Annotated in this window: 16 protein-coding genes and 1 tRNA gene; 7 read left to right on the forward strand and 10 right to left on the reverse strand. The window is 65.9% G+C overall.

Features of this window, described 5'->3' with window-relative positions:
• Positions 1-68: 68 nt before the first annotated feature.
• Positions 69-491 carry a rubrerythrin family protein gene (locus ASE11_RS09595; protein WP_056269717.1) on the reverse strand — a complete coding sequence of 141 codons (423 nt, stop codon included), beginning with the start codon at positions 489-491 and terminating at the stop codon, positions 69-71.
• A 287-nt stretch (positions 492-778) separates the two neighbouring features.
• On the opposite strand from ASE11_RS09595, the gene ASE11_RS09600 reads away from it, so the two are divergent.
• The 4 genes from ASE11_RS09600 to ASE11_RS09615 all read left to right on the forward strand — a co-directional run bounded on the left by ASE11_RS09600 (position 779) and on the right by ASE11_RS09615 (position 6,559).
• Positions 779-1,390, forward strand: coding sequence for a VOC family protein (locus tag ASE11_RS09600; protein WP_056269721.1), 612 nt, complete (start codon positions 779-781; stop codon positions 1,388-1,390).
• 255 nt (positions 1,391-1,645) lie between these two features.
• Positions 1,646-3,376 carry an FAD-dependent oxidoreductase gene (locus ASE11_RS09605; protein ID WP_056269725.1) on the forward strand — a complete coding sequence of 577 codons (1,731 nt, stop codon included), beginning with the start codon at positions 1,646-1,648 and terminating at the stop codon, positions 3,374-3,376.
• Complete coding sequence (locus tag ASE11_RS09610; RefSeq protein WP_056269729.1) at positions 3,373-3,570, forward strand: DUF2783 domain-containing protein; 198 nt, start codon at positions 3,373-3,375, stop codon at positions 3,568-3,570. The genes ASE11_RS09605 and ASE11_RS09610 overlap by 4 nt, the downstream gene beginning before the upstream one ends.
• Before the next feature lie 85 nt (positions 3,571-3,655).
• Positions 3,656-6,559: a valine--tRNA ligase gene (locus ASE11_RS09615; RefSeq protein WP_056270647.1), complete on the forward strand. Its 2,904-nt coding sequence runs from the start codon at positions 3,656-3,658 to the stop codon at positions 6,557-6,559.
• A gap of 121 nt (positions 6,560-6,680) precedes the next feature.
• On the opposite strand, the gene ASE11_RS09620 is transcribed toward ASE11_RS09615, so the two are convergent.
• From ASE11_RS09620 to cysM, 4 genes are all read right to left on the reverse strand, one after another.
• A complete protein-coding gene (locus ASE11_RS09620) occupies positions 6,681-7,721 on the reverse strand; it encodes an NAD(P)-dependent oxidoreductase (RefSeq protein WP_056269732.1) in 1,041 nt (346 codons plus the stop codon).
• Positions 7,722-7,746: 25 nt separating this feature from the next.
• A complete protein-coding gene (locus tag ASE11_RS09625) occupies positions 7,747-7,974 on the reverse strand; it encodes a sulfurtransferase TusA family protein (RefSeq protein WP_056269736.1) in 228 nt (75 codons plus the stop codon).
• 75 nt (positions 7,975-8,049) lie between these two features.
• Positions 8,050-8,595: an NUDIX hydrolase gene (locus ASE11_RS09630; protein ID WP_056269739.1), complete on the reverse strand. Its 546-nt coding sequence runs from the start codon at positions 8,593-8,595 to the stop codon at positions 8,050-8,052.
• 16 nt (positions 8,596-8,611) lie between these two features.
• Positions 8,612-9,514, reverse strand: coding sequence for a cysteine synthase CysM (gene cysM / locus ASE11_RS09635; protein WP_056269744.1), 903 nt, complete (start codon positions 9,512-9,514; stop codon positions 8,612-8,614).
• 39 nt (positions 9,515-9,553) lie between these two features.
• Here cysM and ASE11_RS09640 point away from each other — a divergent pair.
• A tRNA-Leu gene (locus ASE11_RS09640) sits at positions 9,554-9,638 on the forward strand.
• Positions 9,639-9,685: 47 nt separating this feature from the next.
• Here ASE11_RS09640 and ASE11_RS09645 read toward each other — a convergent pair.
• On the reverse strand, positions 9,686-10,615 hold the full coding sequence (locus ASE11_RS09645; RefSeq protein WP_056269747.1) for an SDR family oxidoreductase: 930 nt from the start codon (positions 10,613-10,615) through the stop codon (positions 9,686-9,688).
• 83 nt (positions 10,616-10,698) lie between these two features.
• On the opposite strand from ASE11_RS09645, the gene ASE11_RS09650 reads away from it, so the two are divergent.
• Both ASE11_RS09650 and ASE11_RS09655 read left to right on the forward strand, forming a co-directional pair.
• Entirely contained in the window at positions 10,699-11,733 is a 1,035-nt protein-coding gene (locus tag ASE11_RS09650; protein ID WP_056269751.1) for a CDP-6-deoxy-delta-3,4-glucoseen reductase, read from the forward strand.
• Positions 11,734-11,763: 30 nt separating this feature from the next.
• Positions 11,764-12,741 carry a Bug family tripartite tricarboxylate transporter substrate binding protein gene (locus tag ASE11_RS09655; RefSeq protein WP_056269755.1) on the forward strand — a complete coding sequence of 326 codons (978 nt, stop codon included), beginning with the start codon at positions 11,764-11,766 and terminating at the stop codon, positions 12,739-12,741.
• 11 nt (positions 12,742-12,752) lie between these two features.
• On the opposite strand, the gene ASE11_RS09660 is transcribed toward ASE11_RS09655, so the two are convergent.
• From ASE11_RS09660 to ASE11_RS09675, 4 genes are all read right to left on the reverse strand, one after another.
• Positions 12,753-14,243 carry a Do family serine endopeptidase gene (locus tag ASE11_RS09660; RefSeq protein ID WP_056269758.1) on the reverse strand — a complete coding sequence of 497 codons (1,491 nt, stop codon included), beginning with the start codon at positions 14,241-14,243 and terminating at the stop codon, positions 12,753-12,755.
• 56 nt (positions 14,244-14,299) lie between these two features.
• Complete coding sequence (locus tag ASE11_RS09665; RefSeq protein ID WP_056269761.1) at positions 14,300-15,670, reverse strand: ATP-binding protein; 1,371 nt, start codon at positions 15,668-15,670, stop codon at positions 14,300-14,302.
• Positions 15,667-16,326, reverse strand: a complete 660-nt coding sequence (locus tag ASE11_RS09670) for a response regulator (RefSeq protein ID WP_056269764.1) — start codon at positions 16,324-16,326, stop codon at positions 15,667-15,669. The genes ASE11_RS09665 and ASE11_RS09670 overlap by 4 nt, the downstream gene beginning before the upstream one ends.
• Before the next feature lie 73 nt (positions 16,327-16,399).
• Complete coding sequence (locus ASE11_RS09675; RefSeq protein ID WP_056270650.1) at positions 16,400-17,008, reverse strand: SCO family protein; 609 nt, start codon at positions 17,006-17,008, stop codon at positions 16,400-16,402.
• Positions 17,009-17,013: the final 5 nt, after the last annotated feature.

A 17,013-nucleotide genomic window follows, 5' to 3' on the forward strand; every position in this document is an offset into this window, starting at 1 on the left:
GGCTCCGCCAGGCCGCAGGTGTCGCCCCCTTGAGGGGGTCGCGCGAAGCGCGGCGGGGGTGGGCCAGATCAATCCACCAGCTCGTTCAGCGCCTTGGTGTAGCGGTTGGCGTGCGAGCGCTCGGCCTTGGCCAGCGTCTCGAACCAGTCGGCCACTTCGTCAAAACCTTCCTCGCGCGCGGTCTTGGCCATGCCGGGGTACATGTCGGTGTACTCGTGGGTTTCACCAGCCACGGCGGAGGCCAGGTTCAGGCGGGTGGCACCGATCGGCATGCCGGTGGCGGGGTCGCCGGACTGCTCCAGGAATTCAAGATGGCCATGCGCATGGCCAGTCTCGCCTTCGGCGGTCGAGCGGAACAGCGCCGCCACATCGTTCTGGCCCTCCACGTCGGCCTTGTTTGCGAAGTACAGGTAGCGGCGGTTGGCCTGGGATTCGCCGGCAAAGGCGTCCTTGAGGCATTGCTCGGTTTTCGAGCCTTTCAATGCGGGCATGTGGTTCTCCTTGCGTGGGTTGAAGAAGCGCTCAACGGGTGCAGGGCTGTGCCCGTATCCGCAGAGACCGGCAAACATTAGTCCTGGTGGGGAGCAACGTCTAATTGTTCTGGGCTATGCGCTGGATTGCTTCCGACTATCACCCCAGCTCAACTGGTAACCAATCTCACCGCCATCGACAGCCCCGAATGAAAGCCGCAAACTGGCCTCGTTTGCAGGGCAATTCATTACGATAAGGGAAATGAGTTGCATAATGTTGAATCCCACTCGATCTTGAGGAGACATCCATGAACCCAGTCGCCCTGCCCGCCCCGGCACCGATCCAGCAATTGCACCACTACGCCTACCGGGCGAAGGACGCGGAAGAAACGCGTCGTTTCTACGAAGACATCCTGGGCCTGCCGCTGTACCACATCATCCAGAGTGACCACGTGCCCAGCACGGGCGAGTACTGCCCGTACACGCACTTCTTCTTCCGCTTGCAGGACGGCTCCTTCATCGCCTTCTTCGACCTGGGCGACGACGAGGCCGCGTTGCCCAGTCCGAACACGCCGAAATGGGTCAACCACATCAGCTTTCGCGTGAACACCGAACAGGAGCTGGAGAACACCAAGGCGCGGCTGGAGGCCAGCGGCATCGAGGTGCTGGGCGTGACGGACCATCACATCTTCAAGAGCATTTACTTCTTCGATCCCAACGGCATTCGCCTGGAGTTGACGGCGCAGTTGGCCGACGAGTTCGAGATGCTCGAAGAAAGCAAGACGGCGCACGCGCGGCTGGCTGAGTGGAATACACGCAAAGAGCAGTGGCGGCGCGAGCGGGCCGAAGGCAAGACGGCTGCGCCGCTGAAGCCGCAGCAAAACGACCGGCCTGAGGTGGTGGGGCGGGCTCCGGCCTGAGGTTTTTGGCTTTGGCGGTGCTCCGGTCTGCGATGACTGGGCGAACGGCTCCGCGAATGTCCCCCGGTGGCCTGCGGCCACCTCCTCCTTGATTTCGCTGCGCCATTCGCCCAGTCATCGCGCTCTGCGCAGCGAAATCAAGGAGGAGGCGGCACCAGCCGCCGGGGGACATTCGCGGAGCAGAGCGCCATGCACCCTTGAGCCCCACACAACCGATGCACGAAACGCGACGAAAGACAAACCAAGGAGCGATGCATGTCCCCGATGACGTACCGCGAAACAGCACACACCAACAGCTACGAGTTCACCGCCGGCGCAGGCTACGAGCTGCCCGAGTACCCGTTTGTAGAACCGCCTGAACTGCACAGCCCCACCCTCGTGCGACACCCCGTGGTGATCGTGGGCGGTGGCATCACCGGCCTCACCCTCGCCTGCTCGCTGGCCCGCCTGGGCGTGCGCGCGGTGCTGATCGACGAAGACAACACCGTGGGCGTGAAGGGCGCGTCTTCGCGCGGCATCTGCTATACGCAAAAGTCACTCGAAATCTTCGAACGCCTGGGGCTCTTTGATCGCATCGCCGCCAAGGGCGTGCAGTGGAGCGTGGGCCGCACCTTCGCCGGCGAGGACGAGGTCTACAGCTTCGACCTCCGTCAACAAGGCCAGTACCACCTCTCGCAGCAACCGCCCTTCATCAACATCCAGCAGTTCTACATCGAAGGCTTCCTGGTCGAGCGCATCCAGGAGCTTGGCGCCGTGGAGCTGCGCTGGCAGAACCGCCTCACCGCCTTCGAGCAAAACACCGACTTCGCCACACTCACCGTGGAGACACCCGCCGGCAGCTACCGCATGGAAGCCGAACACGTGATCGACGCCACCGGCTCGCACAGCCCGCTGCGCAAATGGCTCAACGTGCCCTTCGACTCGCGCCGAGGCGACGACCGCTGGTGTATCGCCGACGTGCGCTTCTCCACCCACCCGCCGCAGGAACGCCACACCTGGATCGAAGCGCCTTTCAACGAAAACCGCGCGGTCTGGCAGCACCTCATGGCCGACGACGTCTGGCGCATCGACTACCAGATGGCGCCCAACGCCGACCCCGAATACGTGAGCCGCGAGGACGTGGTGCGCGAACGCCTGGCGCGCCAATTCGGGCCCGATGTGCAGGTCGAGATCGTCTGGGTCGGCCCCTACGCCTACCGCAGCGAGTGCGTGCACGCCATGCGCCACGGTCGCGTCTTCCTCATGGGGGACTCGGCCAAGGTGGTCAGCCCGTTTGGCGCGCGCGGCGGCAACACCGGCGTGGCCGACGCCGACAACCTGGCCTGGAAGCTGGCTGCCGTGCTCTGCGGCAAGGCCGATGGCGCACTGCTGGAGAGCTACAACGACGAGCGTCTGGACGCCGCGCAACAGAACGTGTGCGTGACCAACCGCACCGCACGCTTCCTGCGCCCGGCCGACGGCACCGAGCGCCTGTTCCGCCAGGCAGCCATCGGTCTGGCCAAACAGCACCCCTTTGCCCGCGCGCTCATCAACACCGGTCGCATGGCCGTGGCCAATACGTACGCCCGCTCACGCGCCTGCACCTACGCACCGGTCAGCGCCGCGGGCCAGTCGGTGCAGAACGTGGGGTTTGAATGGGCCGACGGCTCGCAGGGCGACGTGAACGACCTGCTCAACTGGGCCCATGGCGACCTGCTGGTGCTGGTGTTCGGCGACCTGCCGGTCGCCGCCCTGCAGCGCCTGAGAAGGCTGTGCCTGGACGCACCGGTGCGCAGCGTGCAGGTGCTGGGTGCTGATGGCACCGCGCAGGCGCTCGAGCACGTGCGCGACCCCCGGGGCCATATGCAAGGCGCCTGCCACGTGTTCGGCCACGCCTGGGCGCTGGTGCGCCCCGACGGCTACCTGGCCGCCACGGGAGAGACCATCAACGCCCAACTGGTGCGGGCGATCGAACGATCGCTGGGCCTGCGCGGAGACCAACCATGAAAACCAACCCCCACTTCCAGGACGCCGACGCCTTCTACGAGCAACTGCTCGATGCCCACGCGGGCCTCAGCCGCGAAGACTCGGAGTTGCTCAATGCGCGCCTGATTCTGCTGCTGGCCAACCAGATTGGTGAGGCGAGCGTGCTCAAGGCGTGCATCGACGCCGCGCGGGAACTGCCCGCCGCCCCGGTCTGAGAGGCCTGTCGAATAAAATTCAGCGGTAACCCCATTTCCCCTGACGGCATCCTGCGGGATGCCGTTTCCATTTTTGGCGCGCCCCATGACCGACACCCTGAACCAACCCGGCCTGCAATCCCTGGCCAAATCGTTCGAACCCGCTCCGCTCGAAGCCCGCTGGGGCCCCGAGTGGGAACAGCGCGGCTACGGCGTGGCGGGCTTTCGCGGCACCGGCGCGCCCCAGGCCGACGCACCGTCGTTCGCCATCCAGTTGCCACCGCCCAACGTGACCGGCACGCTGCACATGGGCCACGCGTTCAACCAGACCATCATGGACAGCCTCACGCGCTACCACCGCATGGCCGGCGCCAACACGGTCTGGGTACCGGGCACCGACCACGCCGGCATCGCCACGCAGATCGTGGTGGAGCGCCAGCTGCAGGCGCAGGGCATCAGCCGCCACGACATGGGCCCGACACCTGCCGAGGCGCGCAAGAATTTCGTCGCCAAGGTGTGGGAGTGGAAGGAAGAAAGCGGCAACACCATCACCACGCAGATGCGCCGCATGGGCGACAGCGTGGACTGGAGCCGCGAGTACTTCACCATGGATGAGAAGCTCTCGACCGTGGTCACCGAGACCTTTGTGCGCCTGTACGAACAAGGCCTGATCTACCGCGGCAAGCGCCTGGTGAACTGGGACCCGGTGCTCAAGACCGCCGTGTCCGACCTCGAAGTGGAGAGCGAGGAAGAAGAAGGCTCGCTGTGGCACATCGCCTATCCCCTGTCGGATGGCAGCGGCTCGCTGACCGTGGCCACCACCCGCCCCGAAACCCTGCTGGGCGACGTGGCGGTGATGGTGCATCCCGAAGACGAGCGCTACACCCATCTCATCGGCAAAACGGTGAAGTTGCCGCTGTGTGACCGCGACATCCCGGTGATCGCCGACACCTACGTGGACCGGGCCTTCGGCACCGGCGTGGTGAAGGTCACGCCCGCGCACGACACCAACGACTACGCGGTGGGCCAGCGCCACGGCCTGCCCATCATCGGCGTGCTCACGCTGGATGCCACCATCAACGACAACGCGCCCGCGAAGTACCGCGGCATGGACCGCTTCGTGGCCCGCAAGGCCGTGGTGGCCGACCTGGAAGCCGCCGGCCTGCTGGTGGAGACCAAAAAGCACAAGCTCATGGTGCCGCGCTGCGCCCGCACCGGCCAGGTCATTGAACCCATGCTCACCGACCAGTGGTTCGTGGCCATGCAATCCAAAGGCAACGCGCAGAACACCAGCGGGACCTCCATCGCCGACAAGGCCATCGCGGCCGTGCAGTCGGGCGAGGTGAAATTCGTGCCCGAGAACTGGGTCAACACCTACAACCAGTGGATGAACAACATCCAGGACTGGTGCATCTCGCGCCAGCTCTGGTGGGGGCACCAGATCCCGGCCTGGTACGACGAAGCGGGCAAGGTGATCGTGGCGCGCAACGAAGCCGAAGCGCAGGCGAAAGCCCCGGGCCAGACGCTCACGCGCGACCCCGACGTGCTCGACACCTGGTACTCCTCGGCCCTGGTCCCATTCAGCACCATGGGCTGGCCGAACCAGAAGGACGGCGCCACCGACGACTTCAACCTCTACCTGCCCAGCACCGTGCTGGTCACCGGCTACGACATCATCTTCTTCTGGGTCGCCCGGATGATCATGATGACGACCCACTTCACCGGCCGCGTGCCGTTCAAGCACGTCTACATCCACGGCCTGGTGCGCGACGCGCAGGGCCACAAGATGAGCAAGAGCGAAGGCAACGTGCTCGATCCGGTGGACCTGATCGACGGCATCTCGCTCGCGCCCCTGCTGGAGAAACGCACCACCGGCCTGCGCAAGCCCGAGACCGCGCCCAAGGTGCGCAAGCAGACCGAAAAGGAATTCCCCGACGGCATTCCAGCCTACGGCGCGGACGCGCTGCGCTTCACCTTCGCCGCGCTGGCCTCGCTGGGCCGCAGCATCAACTTCGACAGCAAGCGCTGCGAGGGCTACCGCAACTTCTGCAACAAGCTCTGGAACGCCACGCGCTTCACGCTCATGAACTGCGAGGGTCAGGATTGCGGCCTGGAAGACCACACCAAGGCCGAGTGCGCGGTGGGACAACCCTTCCACGGCTACCTCAGCTTCAGCCAGGCCGACCGCTGGATCTCCTCACTGCTGCAGAAAACCGAAGCCGAGGTGGCCAAGGGCTTCGCCGAATACCGGCTGGACAACGTCGCCAACACGATCTACGACTTCGTCTGGAACGAGTTCTGCGACTGGTACCTGGAGATCGCCAAGGTGCAGATCCAGATCGGCGACGCATCACAACAGCGCGCCACCCGCCGCACGCTCATCCGCACGCTCGAAGCCATCCTGCGCCTGGCGCACCCGGTGATCCCCTTCATCACCGAAGAGCTGTGGCAGAAGGTCGCGCCCGTGGCCGGTCTGCCCGGTGAGTCGGTGAGCATCGCGCGTTACCCGCAGGCCCAGCTCAACAAGATCGACGAGGCGTCGATTGCCCACGTCACCAAGCTCAAGGCTCTGGTCGACGCCTGCCGCAACCTGCGCGGCGAGATGAGCGTCTCACCGGCAACGCGCCTGCCGCTGTACGTGCTGGGTGACACCGCCTACATGCAGTCCATGGGCCCGGTGCTGCAAGGCCTGGCCAAGCTGAACGAGGTGAAAGTATTCACCGACGAGGCTGCTTGGGCGGCAGCTGCACAAGCCGCTCCGGTGGCCGTGGTCGGCGAGGCCCGCCTGTGCCTGTTCATGGAAATCGATGTTGCGGCTGAAAAGCTTCGGCTGGGCAAAGAGGCCGCGCGGCTGGAAGGCGAGATCACCAAGGCCACGGCCAAGCTGTCCAACGAAGCCTTCGTGGCCAAGGCGCCACCCGCGGTGATCGATCAGGAAAGAAAACGCGTGGCCGACTTCACAGCGACGCTGGAGAAGATGCGGGAGCAGCTTGCCCGACTCGGCGCCTGAGAGAGATTCGGAAAAATCTCACCGGCGAGGGGAAGCTCATCCAGGAATGCCGCGGGACTGGCTTTGCCAGACCGCAGGCATTGCCCCCCTTCAGGGGGGTCGCGCAAAGCGCGGCGGGGGGTCAGCCCCTATGAAGTGCGAGCGATCCCCACTGCGATGGCGTGACCGCCTGCGGGTCTTCGGGCTCGTGGTACTCGAGGCTGTCGAGCACCGAAAAATCGCTCACCCGCCCTTCCTGGCCCACGGCATGCGGCGACAGGGTTTCGTGGATGCGGTGCGCCACGTACCAACTCGCGCGCAGCTTGGCTTCACGGGTGTGCGAGCCCAGCCGCGGCGTGAGGTGCAGGTTGGGGATGCCGTGCAAGGGCGTGCCTTCGGCAGCGAACTGTGGGTTCGCGCCATCCATCAAGCAAGCATCAATGCGCCCGTCGCACAAGGCCAGCGCCAGCGCATCGGCGTCGAACAGCGTGCTGCGGCTCACGCCCACCCACAACTGACCCGCCTTGCAATGGTTGAGCAACCGCTCATTGATCCAGCCGCGAAAACGCGAGGCATAGACCATCTGCAGCGAGATCGCGTCCGAGCGCGACAGCAGGTCCTGCAGGGTCACAGGCTCCACGCCGAGCTTGTTCCAGATGGCCGCGGCGTGATGCACCGCTGGGTCGTAGCCCAGCAAGCGCACACCCAGGCTTTTGAGCATGGGCGCCAGCGTGTGGGCCACAGGCGCCAGACCCAGCAAACCCACGGTGCTGCCGGAGAGCTCGCGACCCATGCGCACCTGGGAAATCTTGCGACCGAGCAGCGCGCTGATCATGCCGCGGCGATACAGCATGAGCAGGCCGTAGAGCAGGTACTCGGCATTGGAACGCACTGTGGCGCTGCGCGCCTGCAACACGCGCACATGGCGCCGCGCACAGGCATCGAGATCGGTGTTGTCGCTGGAGATCTGCATGCGCGCCACGATCTCGAGCTTGGGCGAGAAGTTGAGGAATTCTTCGGAGACGACCACGTGCGGCGGCAGCACGATGGCGCGCGTCTTGTAGGTGGCCTTGCGCAGCTCCACCGGATCGTCGCCCAGCTCGGGGCGATACGTGACCTCGTGCCGCTCCTGCAACCAGGACAGGGCCTCGGGCACCAGTGGGTCGACGAGCAGGACTTCCATGGGGGTGGACTGGTGCGTGCCGGCTTCAGCGACGTTTGAGCAGCGTGAAGTATTCGTTGGCCACCGTTTGCTGTTCGACCAGCACATTGCCGGTCTGTTTGGCAAAGGCCTGGAAATCACGCACCGAACCCGCGTCGGTGGAAATCACTTTCAGGGTCTGGCCACTGTGCATGTCGGCCAGGGCTTTCTTGGCTTTCAGGATGGGCAGCGGGCAGTTCAAACCGCGGGCATCGAGTTCTTTGTCGGCGTGCATGGGGGCTTTCCTTGGAATTGATCATTCTAAGCGGCGCGTCTTTTACCCTGCACCGCACCGCAGCGCGCTTTTGCGCTAGGCGACGGGATCCGCAGGTCGCTGAACGTCTTCCATGAACACGGGTTCCAGACCTTGACTGCGCAACCAGTCGGCCAGCGCAAAGCCAGTGCCGGCGCGCCAGCAGCGGATGTTGGCCGGCTCCATGAGCTTGTATTCCAAGAGCTCGGGCGAGAGCTTGACCTCGCCGTGCGCGACCGCGTGGTAGGTCACGATCACCTGATTCATGCGCTGAAAATCATGCACCCCCACCAACGTGAGTTTTGTCACATTCAGCGAAGTTTCTTCGGCAATTTCGCGACGAATGCCTTCTTCTGGCGACTCCCCCGCTTCCATGAAGCCGGTGATGAGCGCAAACGTGCGACCCGACCAGGCCGCGTTGCGCGCCAGCAGGATGCGGCCATCCACCTCGACGATGGCGGCCAGCACCGGGGTGGGGTTGTTCCAATGCGTGAACCCACAGGCCGGGCAACGCAGCCGCTCGGTGAATCCACCGTCTTCTTCCTGGCCGATCAAGGCGAGGGGGGTTGCGCACGCGGGGCAAAACTTGAACGTGTTGTTCATGGGAAGCAACCGGGCATCAGGCGGGGAAGACACCCGTCGACAGGTAGCGGTCTCCGCGATCGCACACAACGAAGGCGATGGTGGCGTTTTCCACCTGGGCAGCGATCTGCTGCGCCACCCAGCACGCGCCAGCGGCTGAGATGCCGGCAAAAATGCCTTCCTCACGCGCCAGTTGGCGGCACATGGCCTCGGCATCGGACTGGCTCACATACACCAGCTCGTCGACCGCGCTCGGGTCGTAGATTTTCGGCAGGTATTCGGTCGGCCACTTGCGGATGCCGGGAATGCGCGAACCCTCGCTGGGCTGGGCTCCAATGATGCGGATGGCCGGGTTCTTTTCCTTCAGAAAGCGCGAGACGCCGGTGATGGTGCCGGTGGTGCCCATGGCGCTCACGAAGTGCGTGATGCGTCCCGCGGTCTGTGCCCAGAGCTCCGGGCCGGTGGTCTCGTAATGCACGCGCGGGTTGTCGGCGTTGGCAAACTGGTCCAGCACCCTGCCCTTGCCTTCGGCCTGCATCTTCTCGGCCAGATCGCGGGCCGACTCCATGCCGCCGCTCTTGGACGTGAGAATGAGTTCGGCGCCAAATGCCTTCATGGTTTGCGCGCGTTCGATGGACAAGTCCTCCGGCATGATCAGCACCATGCGGTAGCCCTTGATGGCCGCGGCCATGGCCAGTGCGATGCCGGTGTTGCCCGAGGTGGCCTCGATGAGCGTGTCACCAGGCTTGATCTCGCCTCGTTCCTCGGCGCGCTTGATCATCGAAACAGCGGGCCGGTCTTTCACCGAACCGGCGGGGTTGTTGCCTTCGAGCTTGCCGAGCACCACGTTGCCGCGCTGCGCGTTGGCCTGGGCACCGATGCGTTGCAATGCCACCAGCGGGGTGTTGCCGATCGCGTCTTCAATCGTGGGGTAGTTCATCGCTTGCACTGTGCCATAATTTGCAACCCCTTTCAGGACGCCCGGGTGGTGAAATTGGTAGACGCGCCGGACTCAAAATCCGGTTCCGAAAGGAGTGCCGGTTCGATTCCGGCCCCGGGCACCACAGATCAGGCCGCGCAAGTTTCTTGCCCGGCCTTTTTTGTTGCCTGCTCAGCTCTCAGCTGCCAGCAGGCCTTGGGCCACGGTGGGGTAGCGCAGACGCAAGCCCAGTTCCTGCTTCATGCGCTGGTTGTGCAGCCGGCGCGACTCGCGCATGAAACTCAGCAGCATCAGCGGCAGTTGGTCACCCGCTGCGTCTCGCGCCACGCGGGGCGGGCGCGTCAGGCCGTACAGGTCGGCCGCCAGATCAAAGTAATCACCCATCCGCAGTTCGGTGTCGTCCACCACGTTCACGTTGCGCTGCGGCCGGCCGCGCCACAAGGCCAGCACGCAGGCGCGAGCGAGATCGTCCGCGTGGATGTGGTTGGTGTAGACGTCGTCCTCGGTGCGAAGCACCGGCGTGCCGCGCAGCAAGCGTTCGCGCGGCGTGCCGCCTTCACGATCGGGCGCGTAAATGCCGGGAATGCGCAGCACCGTGGTGCGCACGCCGGTGGCCCGGCCCAGCCAGTGCACCGCCGCTTCCGCGTCCACCCGGCGCCAGGCGCGCGGTGTGAGTGGCCTGGCAGGCGTTGTCTCGTCCACCCAACGGCCCTGGCAGTCGCCGTACACGCCCGACGTGGAGCCATACACCAGCACCGAAGGCAAGGAGCGTTGGACCAGCGCACGGGTGAGTGCGCGGGTGCGTGGGTCCAGGCGCCAGTCGGTCAACTCACCCGAAGGCGGCGGCGCCAGGTGCAGCACGCGAGTGGCTAGGCCAGCCAGCCGACGCAGGCTGATGGGGTCGTCCAGGTTGCCCTGCAGCGGCGTGATGCCTTGCGCGCGCATGGCCGGCGCACGGGATGGACTGGAGGTGAGTGCCAGCACGCGCACGCGCGGCGAACCGCCCAGCACACGCGCTGCGCGCAGGCCCACGTCGCCACAACCAATGATCAAGACCCGTTCACGCCGAAAGCGTGCGGGCAAAGCGCCAAGGAGGCTCATGCAGATTCCGAATTTGAGACAATGACCGGTTGCCGGACAGGCACCATCGGGCTGTCGGGACTCTCCATTCATCAAGTGCCAGTATGACATTCACCATCACCGTCGAGCCCAGTGGGCGCACCTTCTCCGCCCAACCCGACGAGGCCATGCTGGCCGCCGGTATTCGTCAGGGCATTGGTTTGCCCTACGGTTGCAAGGACGGTGCCTGTGGCTCGTGCAAGTGCAAGCTGGTCTCGGGCAGCGTGGTGCACGGGCCTCACCAACCCAAGGCACTGAGCGCCGACGAAGAGGCGGCGGGTTACGTGCTGACCTGCTGCGGCGTGGCGCACAGCGACGTGGTGATCGAGTCGCGCCAGGTCACGGAAGCAGGTGCCTTCCCCATCAAGAAAATGCCGGTCCGAGTGAGCGCGCTGGAGCGCGCCTCGCACGATGTGATGGTGCTGCGTCTGCAGCTGCCTGCCAGCGACGCCTTTCAGTACCACGCCGGGCAGTACGTCGAGTTCCTCCTGCGCGATGGCGACCGCCGCAGTTACTCCATGGCCAACGCACCGCACACACAATCCGCCGCGCCTTCGCTGGAGCTGCACGTGCGCCACATGCCCGGCGGCAAGTTCACCGACCACGTATTCAGCGCGATGAAGGAGAAGGACATCCTTCGCATCGAAGGCCCCTACGGCAGCTTCTTCCTGCGCGAGGACAGCACCAAGCCGATGGTCCTGCTGGCCTCGGGCACCGGGTTCGCGCCCATCAAAGCCGTCATCGAGCACATGCAGTTCAAGGGCATCACGCGCGATGCCGTTTTGTACTGGGGCGGCCGCCGCCCGGCCGACCTGTACCAGAGTGCCTGGATCGACGCGAAGCTGGCGGAAATGCCGAACCTGCGCTACGTGCCGGTGGTGTCCAACGCCCTGCCCGACGATGCGTGGACCGGTCGCACCGGCTTCGTGCACGAGGCGGTGCTGCAGGACCTGCCCGACCTGTCGGGCCACGAGGTGTACGCTTGCGGCGCACCGATCGTGGTCGAGTCGGCCAGACGAGACTACACGACCAAGGCCGGCCTCCCTGAGGAAGCATTCTTCGCCGACTCGTTCACCAGCGCCGCCGACAAAGTGGTCTGAGCTTTCATACAAAAGAACCGGAGACAACCCATGCTGAACCGCCGCCAACTGATCACCCGCTCTGCCCTGGCTTCGGCCACCCTTGCCCTGCCTGGTTTTGCCATGGCGCAAGCCGGCACCACGCGCATCATCGTGCCCTTCGCTGCCGGCGGTCCGATCGACGTGACCGCGCGCATCCTGGCCGATGCGGTCAAGGGGGCACTGGGCACGGTGATTGTGGAGAACCGGCCCGGCGCGGGAGGCAACATCGGCGTGAGCGCGGTGGCCAAGGCCGCGCCCGACGGCCTCACGTTGGGCATTGCCACCACGGCGTCGCACGGCATCAATCCCTGGCTGTTCAGCAAGCTGCCCTACGACCCGGCCAAGGATTTCGCACCCATCACGCAGATGCTGCGCGTGCCCAACGTGCTGGTGATGAACGCGGACGCGGCCGCGCGCCTGAACATCAACTCCCTGGGCGATCTGATCGCCTACGGCAAGGCGAACCCGGGCAAACTCAACTACGGCTCGGGTGGCAACGGCAGCGCCGGCCACCTCGCGGGCGAACTCTTCAAAAACCAGGCCGGCATCTTCGCGGTGCACATCCCCTACAACGGTGGCAACCCGGCGCAGCTCGGCCTGCTCTCGGGTCAGGTCGATTTCAACTTCGACAACCTGGCCACCGCCGCAGCCAACATCCGCTCGGGCAAGCTCAAGGCCCTGGCCGTGACCACCGCGCAGCGCAGCGGCGTGGTGCCGGATGTGCCCACGGTGGCGGCCACCCTGCCCGGCTTCGAGATCGACACCTGGTGGGGCCTGATCGCACCGGCCGGCACACCCGCCGATACCGTGCGCAAGCTCAACGCGGCGTTCGGCGATGCGCTGAAGTCGCCCGAGGTGAAGAGCCGCTTCGCCCTGCTGCTGGCCGAGCCCGCGCCCAACACGCCAGAGCAGTTCGGCGACTTCATGAACCGCGAGCGTGCGAAGTACGAGCGCATGGTCAAGCTCAGCGGCGCCAAGGTGGACTGAGTCCGCCGCGCTCAGCCCAGACGAATCGGCACGAAGATCTGGTTGCCGTCTCTCTGGATCAGCAACGCGAGTGATTTGGTGGAGCCGCCCAGCATGGCGCGCACCTGCTCGACACTCTGCACCTTCGCACCATTCACCGCGAGCAGCACATCTCCCGCCTCCACCCCGGCCAGGGCCGCCGGGCCTTGTGCGTCTTCGACCAGCAGGCCGCCGTCTGGCCCCTCCAGACCGGCCGCGCGGCGCTCCTGCGGCGCCAGGGGTCGCAGCGCCAGGCCCAACCGACCTTGATCGGTCGCGCTGTCGGCGCGGGCCACTTTCACCGCCTTGTCGGACGCATCGCCCAGCTTGGCGCTGAGCACAACCGCCTGCCCCTTGCGCCAGACGTTCAACTGCACGGTCGACCCGGGCAGGGTCTGACCGATCAAGGCCGGCAGATCGCCCGACGCCACGATGGTCTGTCCGCCCACCTGCCGGATCACATCGCCCACCTGCAGGCCGGCTTTGGCGGCCGGGCTGTCCGGCTCCACGCTGGACACAAGAGCGCCTTCAGGCTTGTCAAGCTGGAACGACTCGGCCAGGGTCTGGTTGATCTCCTGCACGGTCACACCCAGGCGCGCATGGCTGGCCTTGCCGTGCGCCACGATCTGGTCCTTGACATGCAGCACCGTCTCCATCGGGATCGCAAACGACAGGCCCTGGTAACCACCGGTGCGGCTGTAGATCTGCGAGTTGATGCCCACCACCTCGCCGCGCGCGTTGAACAGCGGCCCACCCGAGTTGCCGGGATTCACCGCCACGTCGGTCTGGATGAAGGGCACAAAACTGTCGTCCGGCAGCGAGCGCCCTTTCGCGCTGACCACACCCACGGTCACGCTGTTCTCGAAGCCGAACGGCGAGCCGATGGCCAGCACCCACTCACCCACCTTCAGGTCCTTTGCGCTGCCCAGCGGCACCACGGGCAGGTCTTTCGCGTCAATCCGCAGCACCGCCACATCGGTTTTCGGATCCGTGCCGAGCACCTTGGCCACGAACTCGCGGCGGTCAGTGAGCTTCACGGTCACGCGCTGCGCGTTGCGCACCACGTGGGCATTGGTCAACACCAGACCATCGGCGCTGATGATGAAGCCCGAGCCCTGACCACGTGCCGGCATCTCGCGCTCGCCGCCCTGTCCGCCTGGGCCCTGGAAGCGCTTGAAAAATTCGAAGAACGGGTCGTTGGGGTCGATGCCGGGTGGCAGGCGGTTCTGCGCCTGTTGCTCATCTTCCACGCCGGCTTTGCCGACCACGCTGATGTTGACCACGGCAGCGCCATGGCGTTGCGCGATCTGCGAGAAATCGGGCAAGGCAGTGCCGGCCGCCACGGGCGCTGTTTGCAATGTGGCCACGGGTGTGGCGGCGCTGGCAGGGGTGCCGGAAACCAGGCCCACGCTGGCGCCGCCGACGATACCCGCGGCGGCGAGCGACAACACCAGACGCGTCGCGGTGAGAGAGAGGGTTTTCATGAGAGCTCCTTCAGCAAGGACAGGTTGAACATGTCCTTGAATATGGGCTCGCAGAGTTAGCCGGTTCTTAAAGGCAACCGCAACCCGATGCGCAGGCCGCCGAGACGCGGCGAGCGGTCCAGTTCCAGCGTGGCGCCGTGCAGTTGTGCAATGGCACTCGCAATCGCCAGTCCCAGCCCGCTGCCGGTGGTGGTCGAACCGGGCACGCGGTAGAAGCGGTCGAGCACGCGCGCGCGGTCCGCCTCCGAGATGCCCGGGCCGCTGTCTTCCACCGCCAGCACCTGTTGCCCGGCCTCGCGCCGCACCGACACGTCCACCGTGCCACCCTCGAGCGTGTACTTCAGCGCGTTGTCCACCAGGTTGGTGAGCAGGATGCGCAGCGGCTCGGCATGGCCATGGACCCGTCCCGCATCGGCCTCAACCAGGCCCAGATCGATGTGCTTCGACACCGCCAGCGGGACCATATCGGCCACGACCTGCGCGGCGAGTGTGGCCAAGGCCACTGGCTGAGGTGGCTCACCGCCTGCGGGCCGGGCCTGCTGGCGCGCGAGCATCAGCAGTTGCTCGACCAGGCGTGTGGCGCGGTCGATGCCGGTCAGCAGACGCTCCACCGCGAGCTCGCGCGTGGCGTTGTCGCGCGCACGCTGCAGACCCTGCACCTGCAGCCGCAGCGCGGCCAGCGGCGAGCGCAGTTCGTGCGCGGCCTCGGCCACGAAGTTCTTTTGCGCATCGAAGGCCTGGCGCACGCGGCCAAAGAGCAGGTTGAGCTCGTGCACCAGCGGACGGATCTCGTCGGGCAAACCGGCTTCGCTCACCTCCGCCAGTTCATCGGCCTCGCGCGCGGCCACCTGCCGCCGCACACGCGCCACCGGCGCGAGCGAGGCACTCACCACGGCCCAGGCCACCAGCATCAGCAGCGGCGCGATGCCGACAATCGGCCACACCGTGCGCCAGGCCAGCGCACGCGCCATCGCCTGGCGCGGCCGCATGTCCTGCGCGACCTGGATGACCTGCGCGCGCGTTTGCATCGAATACACCCGGTACGGCCTGCCATCGATCTCGAAGTTGGAGAAGCCCAGCGTCGCGCGCTGCGGCAGATCGGCCGAGGTGCCGGACTGGAACACGCGCAGGCCCTCGTGCGTCCAGGCCTGCACGAAAAAATCGAAGGCCTCGGGCGTCGGTCGGTCATCGCGAGGCACCGGCGCCGGTGGCATCGGTGATGGCAGACCGGGCATGGCCACGCCCGCGCGCAGCGCCTGGGCCATCTGCTCCATGAGGTAATCGAAGATGCTGTCGGCCTCGGCGCGCGCCTGCCGGTAGACCACCGCCACCTGCACCCCCGCCGCGAACACGATGGCCAGCAGCAGCAGGCCGATCAGCCGCGTGCGCAGCGAGCGCGGTGAAAAGAGGCGTGCCAGCCCGTTCATGCCTTGGGCACCATGTAGCCGACCCCACGCACGTTCTGGATCAGGCCGGCACCGAGCTTCTTGCGCACACCGTGGATGTACACCTCGACCGCGTTGCTGCTGACGTCGTCCTTCCAGCCAAAGAGTTTTTCCTCGAGTTGCGCGCGCGAGAGCACCAGGCCCGGGCGCGCGATCAGGGGCTCGAGCACGGCCCACTCGCGCGCCGACAACACCACCGGTTCGCCCTGAGCCATCACCTCACGCGTGGTGGTGTTGATGCTCACGCCCAGGTGCTCGTACACCGACTCGGCGCGCCCCGATGCGCGGCGCAACAGGGCTCGGATGCGCGCGAGCAACTCATCAAGGTCGTAGGGCTTGAGGATGTAGTCGTCGGCACCGGCGTCCAAACCCTGCACGCGCTGCTGCACCGAGTCGCGCGCGGTGGCAATGAGCACCGGCACGCGGTTCTTGCGGGCGCGCAGTTCGCGCAGCACGTCCAGGCCGTCACGGCGCGGCAGGCCCAGGTCGAGCAGGATGAGGTCGTAGGTTTCGGATTGCGCTGCCGTGGCCGCCATGTCACCGTCGCGCACCCAGTCCACCGCGTAGTGCTCCGCGCGCAAGAGATCCAGCACGGCCTCGCCGATCATGGTGTCGTCTTCCACCAGCAACAGCCTCATGTGCGCGTTCTCCAGACACGGTGTACCCGCCGGCATCGTGCGCGGGCCCGCTTAGGTGGGGCTTAGGGCTCGCTCAGGACGCCAGCAGCTTCTTCAGGTCGCTTGCCAGCGCGGGCGCGCCACTGCCGTAGCGGTGGTACAGGCGAATGCGTCCCTGCGTGTCGTACACGTAGCTCCCGGCCGAATGGTCCATGGAGTAGCTGGTGGGCGTGGGCCCGTCGACCTTCTTGTAGTAGATCTTGTAGCTCTTGGCCAGATCGGGCAGTTGGTCGGGGGCGGCGTACAGCGCGAGAAAGCTGGGGTCGAAGCTGGCCATGTACTGCTTCATGATCTCGGGCGTGTCGCGCTCGGGGTCGATGCTGACGAACAAGCCCTGCAGGCGATCACCATCGGCACCCAGCAGGCGCCTGGCTTCGGCCAGCTCGCTCATCGTCGTCGGGCACACGTCGGGGCACTGGGTGAAGCCGAAGAACAGCACCACCAGCTTGCCCTTGAAATCGGCGAGGGTGCGTGGCTGGCCGTTGTGGTCGGTCAGCGAAAAACCGGTGGCGTAGTCGGCCCCGGTGATGTCGATGCCGGAGAAGCTGGCGGCCGGTTCGCTGCAGCCGGCGATGAGCAGACCGGTGGCACCAAGCGTGGCGCCCAGCAAATGGCGGCGGGTGAGTGCGGTGTGGGAAGACATGGCGG

Source organism: Hydrogenophaga sp. Root209 (assembly GCF_001428625.1).
Taxonomy (GTDB): Bacteria; Pseudomonadota; Gammaproteobacteria; order Burkholderiales; family Burkholderiaceae_C; genus Hydrogenophaga.

Coding starts and splice junctions, on each gene's coding strand:
- ASE11_RS09595 (WP_056269717.1), bottom strand. CDS start 491: ATGCCCGCATTGAAAGGCTCGAAAACCGAGCAATGCCTCAAGGACGCC.
- ASE11_RS09600 (WP_056269721.1), top strand. CDS start 779: ATGAACCCAGTCGCCCTGCCCGCCCCGGCACCGATCCAGCAATTGCAC.
- ASE11_RS09605 (WP_056269725.1), top strand. CDS start 1,646: ATGTCCCCGATGACGTACCGCGAAACAGCACACACCAACAGCTACGAG.
- ASE11_RS09610 (WP_056269729.1), top strand. CDS start 3,373: ATGAAAACCAACCCCCACTTCCAGGACGCCGACGCCTTCTACGAGCAA.
- ASE11_RS09615 (WP_056270647.1), top strand. CDS start 3,656: ATGACCGACACCCTGAACCAACCCGGCCTGCAATCCCTGGCCAAATCG.
- ASE11_RS09620 (WP_056269732.1), bottom strand. CDS start 7,721: ATGGAAGTCCTGCTCGTCGACCCACTGGTGCCCGAGGCCCTGTCCTGG.
- ASE11_RS09625 (WP_056269736.1), bottom strand. CDS start 7,974: ATGCACGCCGACAAAGAACTCGATGCCCGCGGTTTGAACTGCCCGCTG.
- ASE11_RS09630 (WP_056269739.1), bottom strand. CDS start 8,595: ATGAACAACACGTTCAAGTTTTGCCCCGCGTGCGCAACCCCCCTCGCC.
- cysM (WP_056269744.1), bottom strand. CDS start 9,514: ATGAACTACCCCACGATTGAAGACGCGATCGGCAACACCCCGCTGGTG.
- ASE11_RS09645 (WP_056269747.1), bottom strand. CDS start 10,615: ATGAGCCTCCTTGGCGCTTTGCCCGCACGCTTTCGGCGTGAACGGGTC.
- ASE11_RS09650 (WP_056269751.1), top strand. CDS start 10,699: ATGACATTCACCATCACCGTCGAGCCCAGTGGGCGCACCTTCTCCGCC.
- ASE11_RS09655 (WP_056269755.1), top strand. CDS start 11,764: ATGCTGAACCGCCGCCAACTGATCACCCGCTCTGCCCTGGCTTCGGCC.
- ASE11_RS09660 (WP_056269758.1), bottom strand. CDS start 14,243: ATGAAAACCCTCTCTCTCACCGCGACGCGTCTGGTGTTGTCGCTCGCC.
- ASE11_RS09665 (WP_056269761.1), bottom strand. CDS start 15,670: ATGAACGGGCTGGCACGCCTCTTTTCACCGCGCTCGCTGCGCACGCGG.
- ASE11_RS09670 (WP_056269764.1), bottom strand. CDS start 16,326: ATGAGGCTGTTGCTGGTGGAAGACGACACCATGATCGGCGAGGCCGTG.
- ASE11_RS09675 (WP_056270650.1), bottom strand. CDS start 17,008: ATGTCTTCCCACACCGCACTCACCCGCCGCCATTTGCTGGGCGCCACG.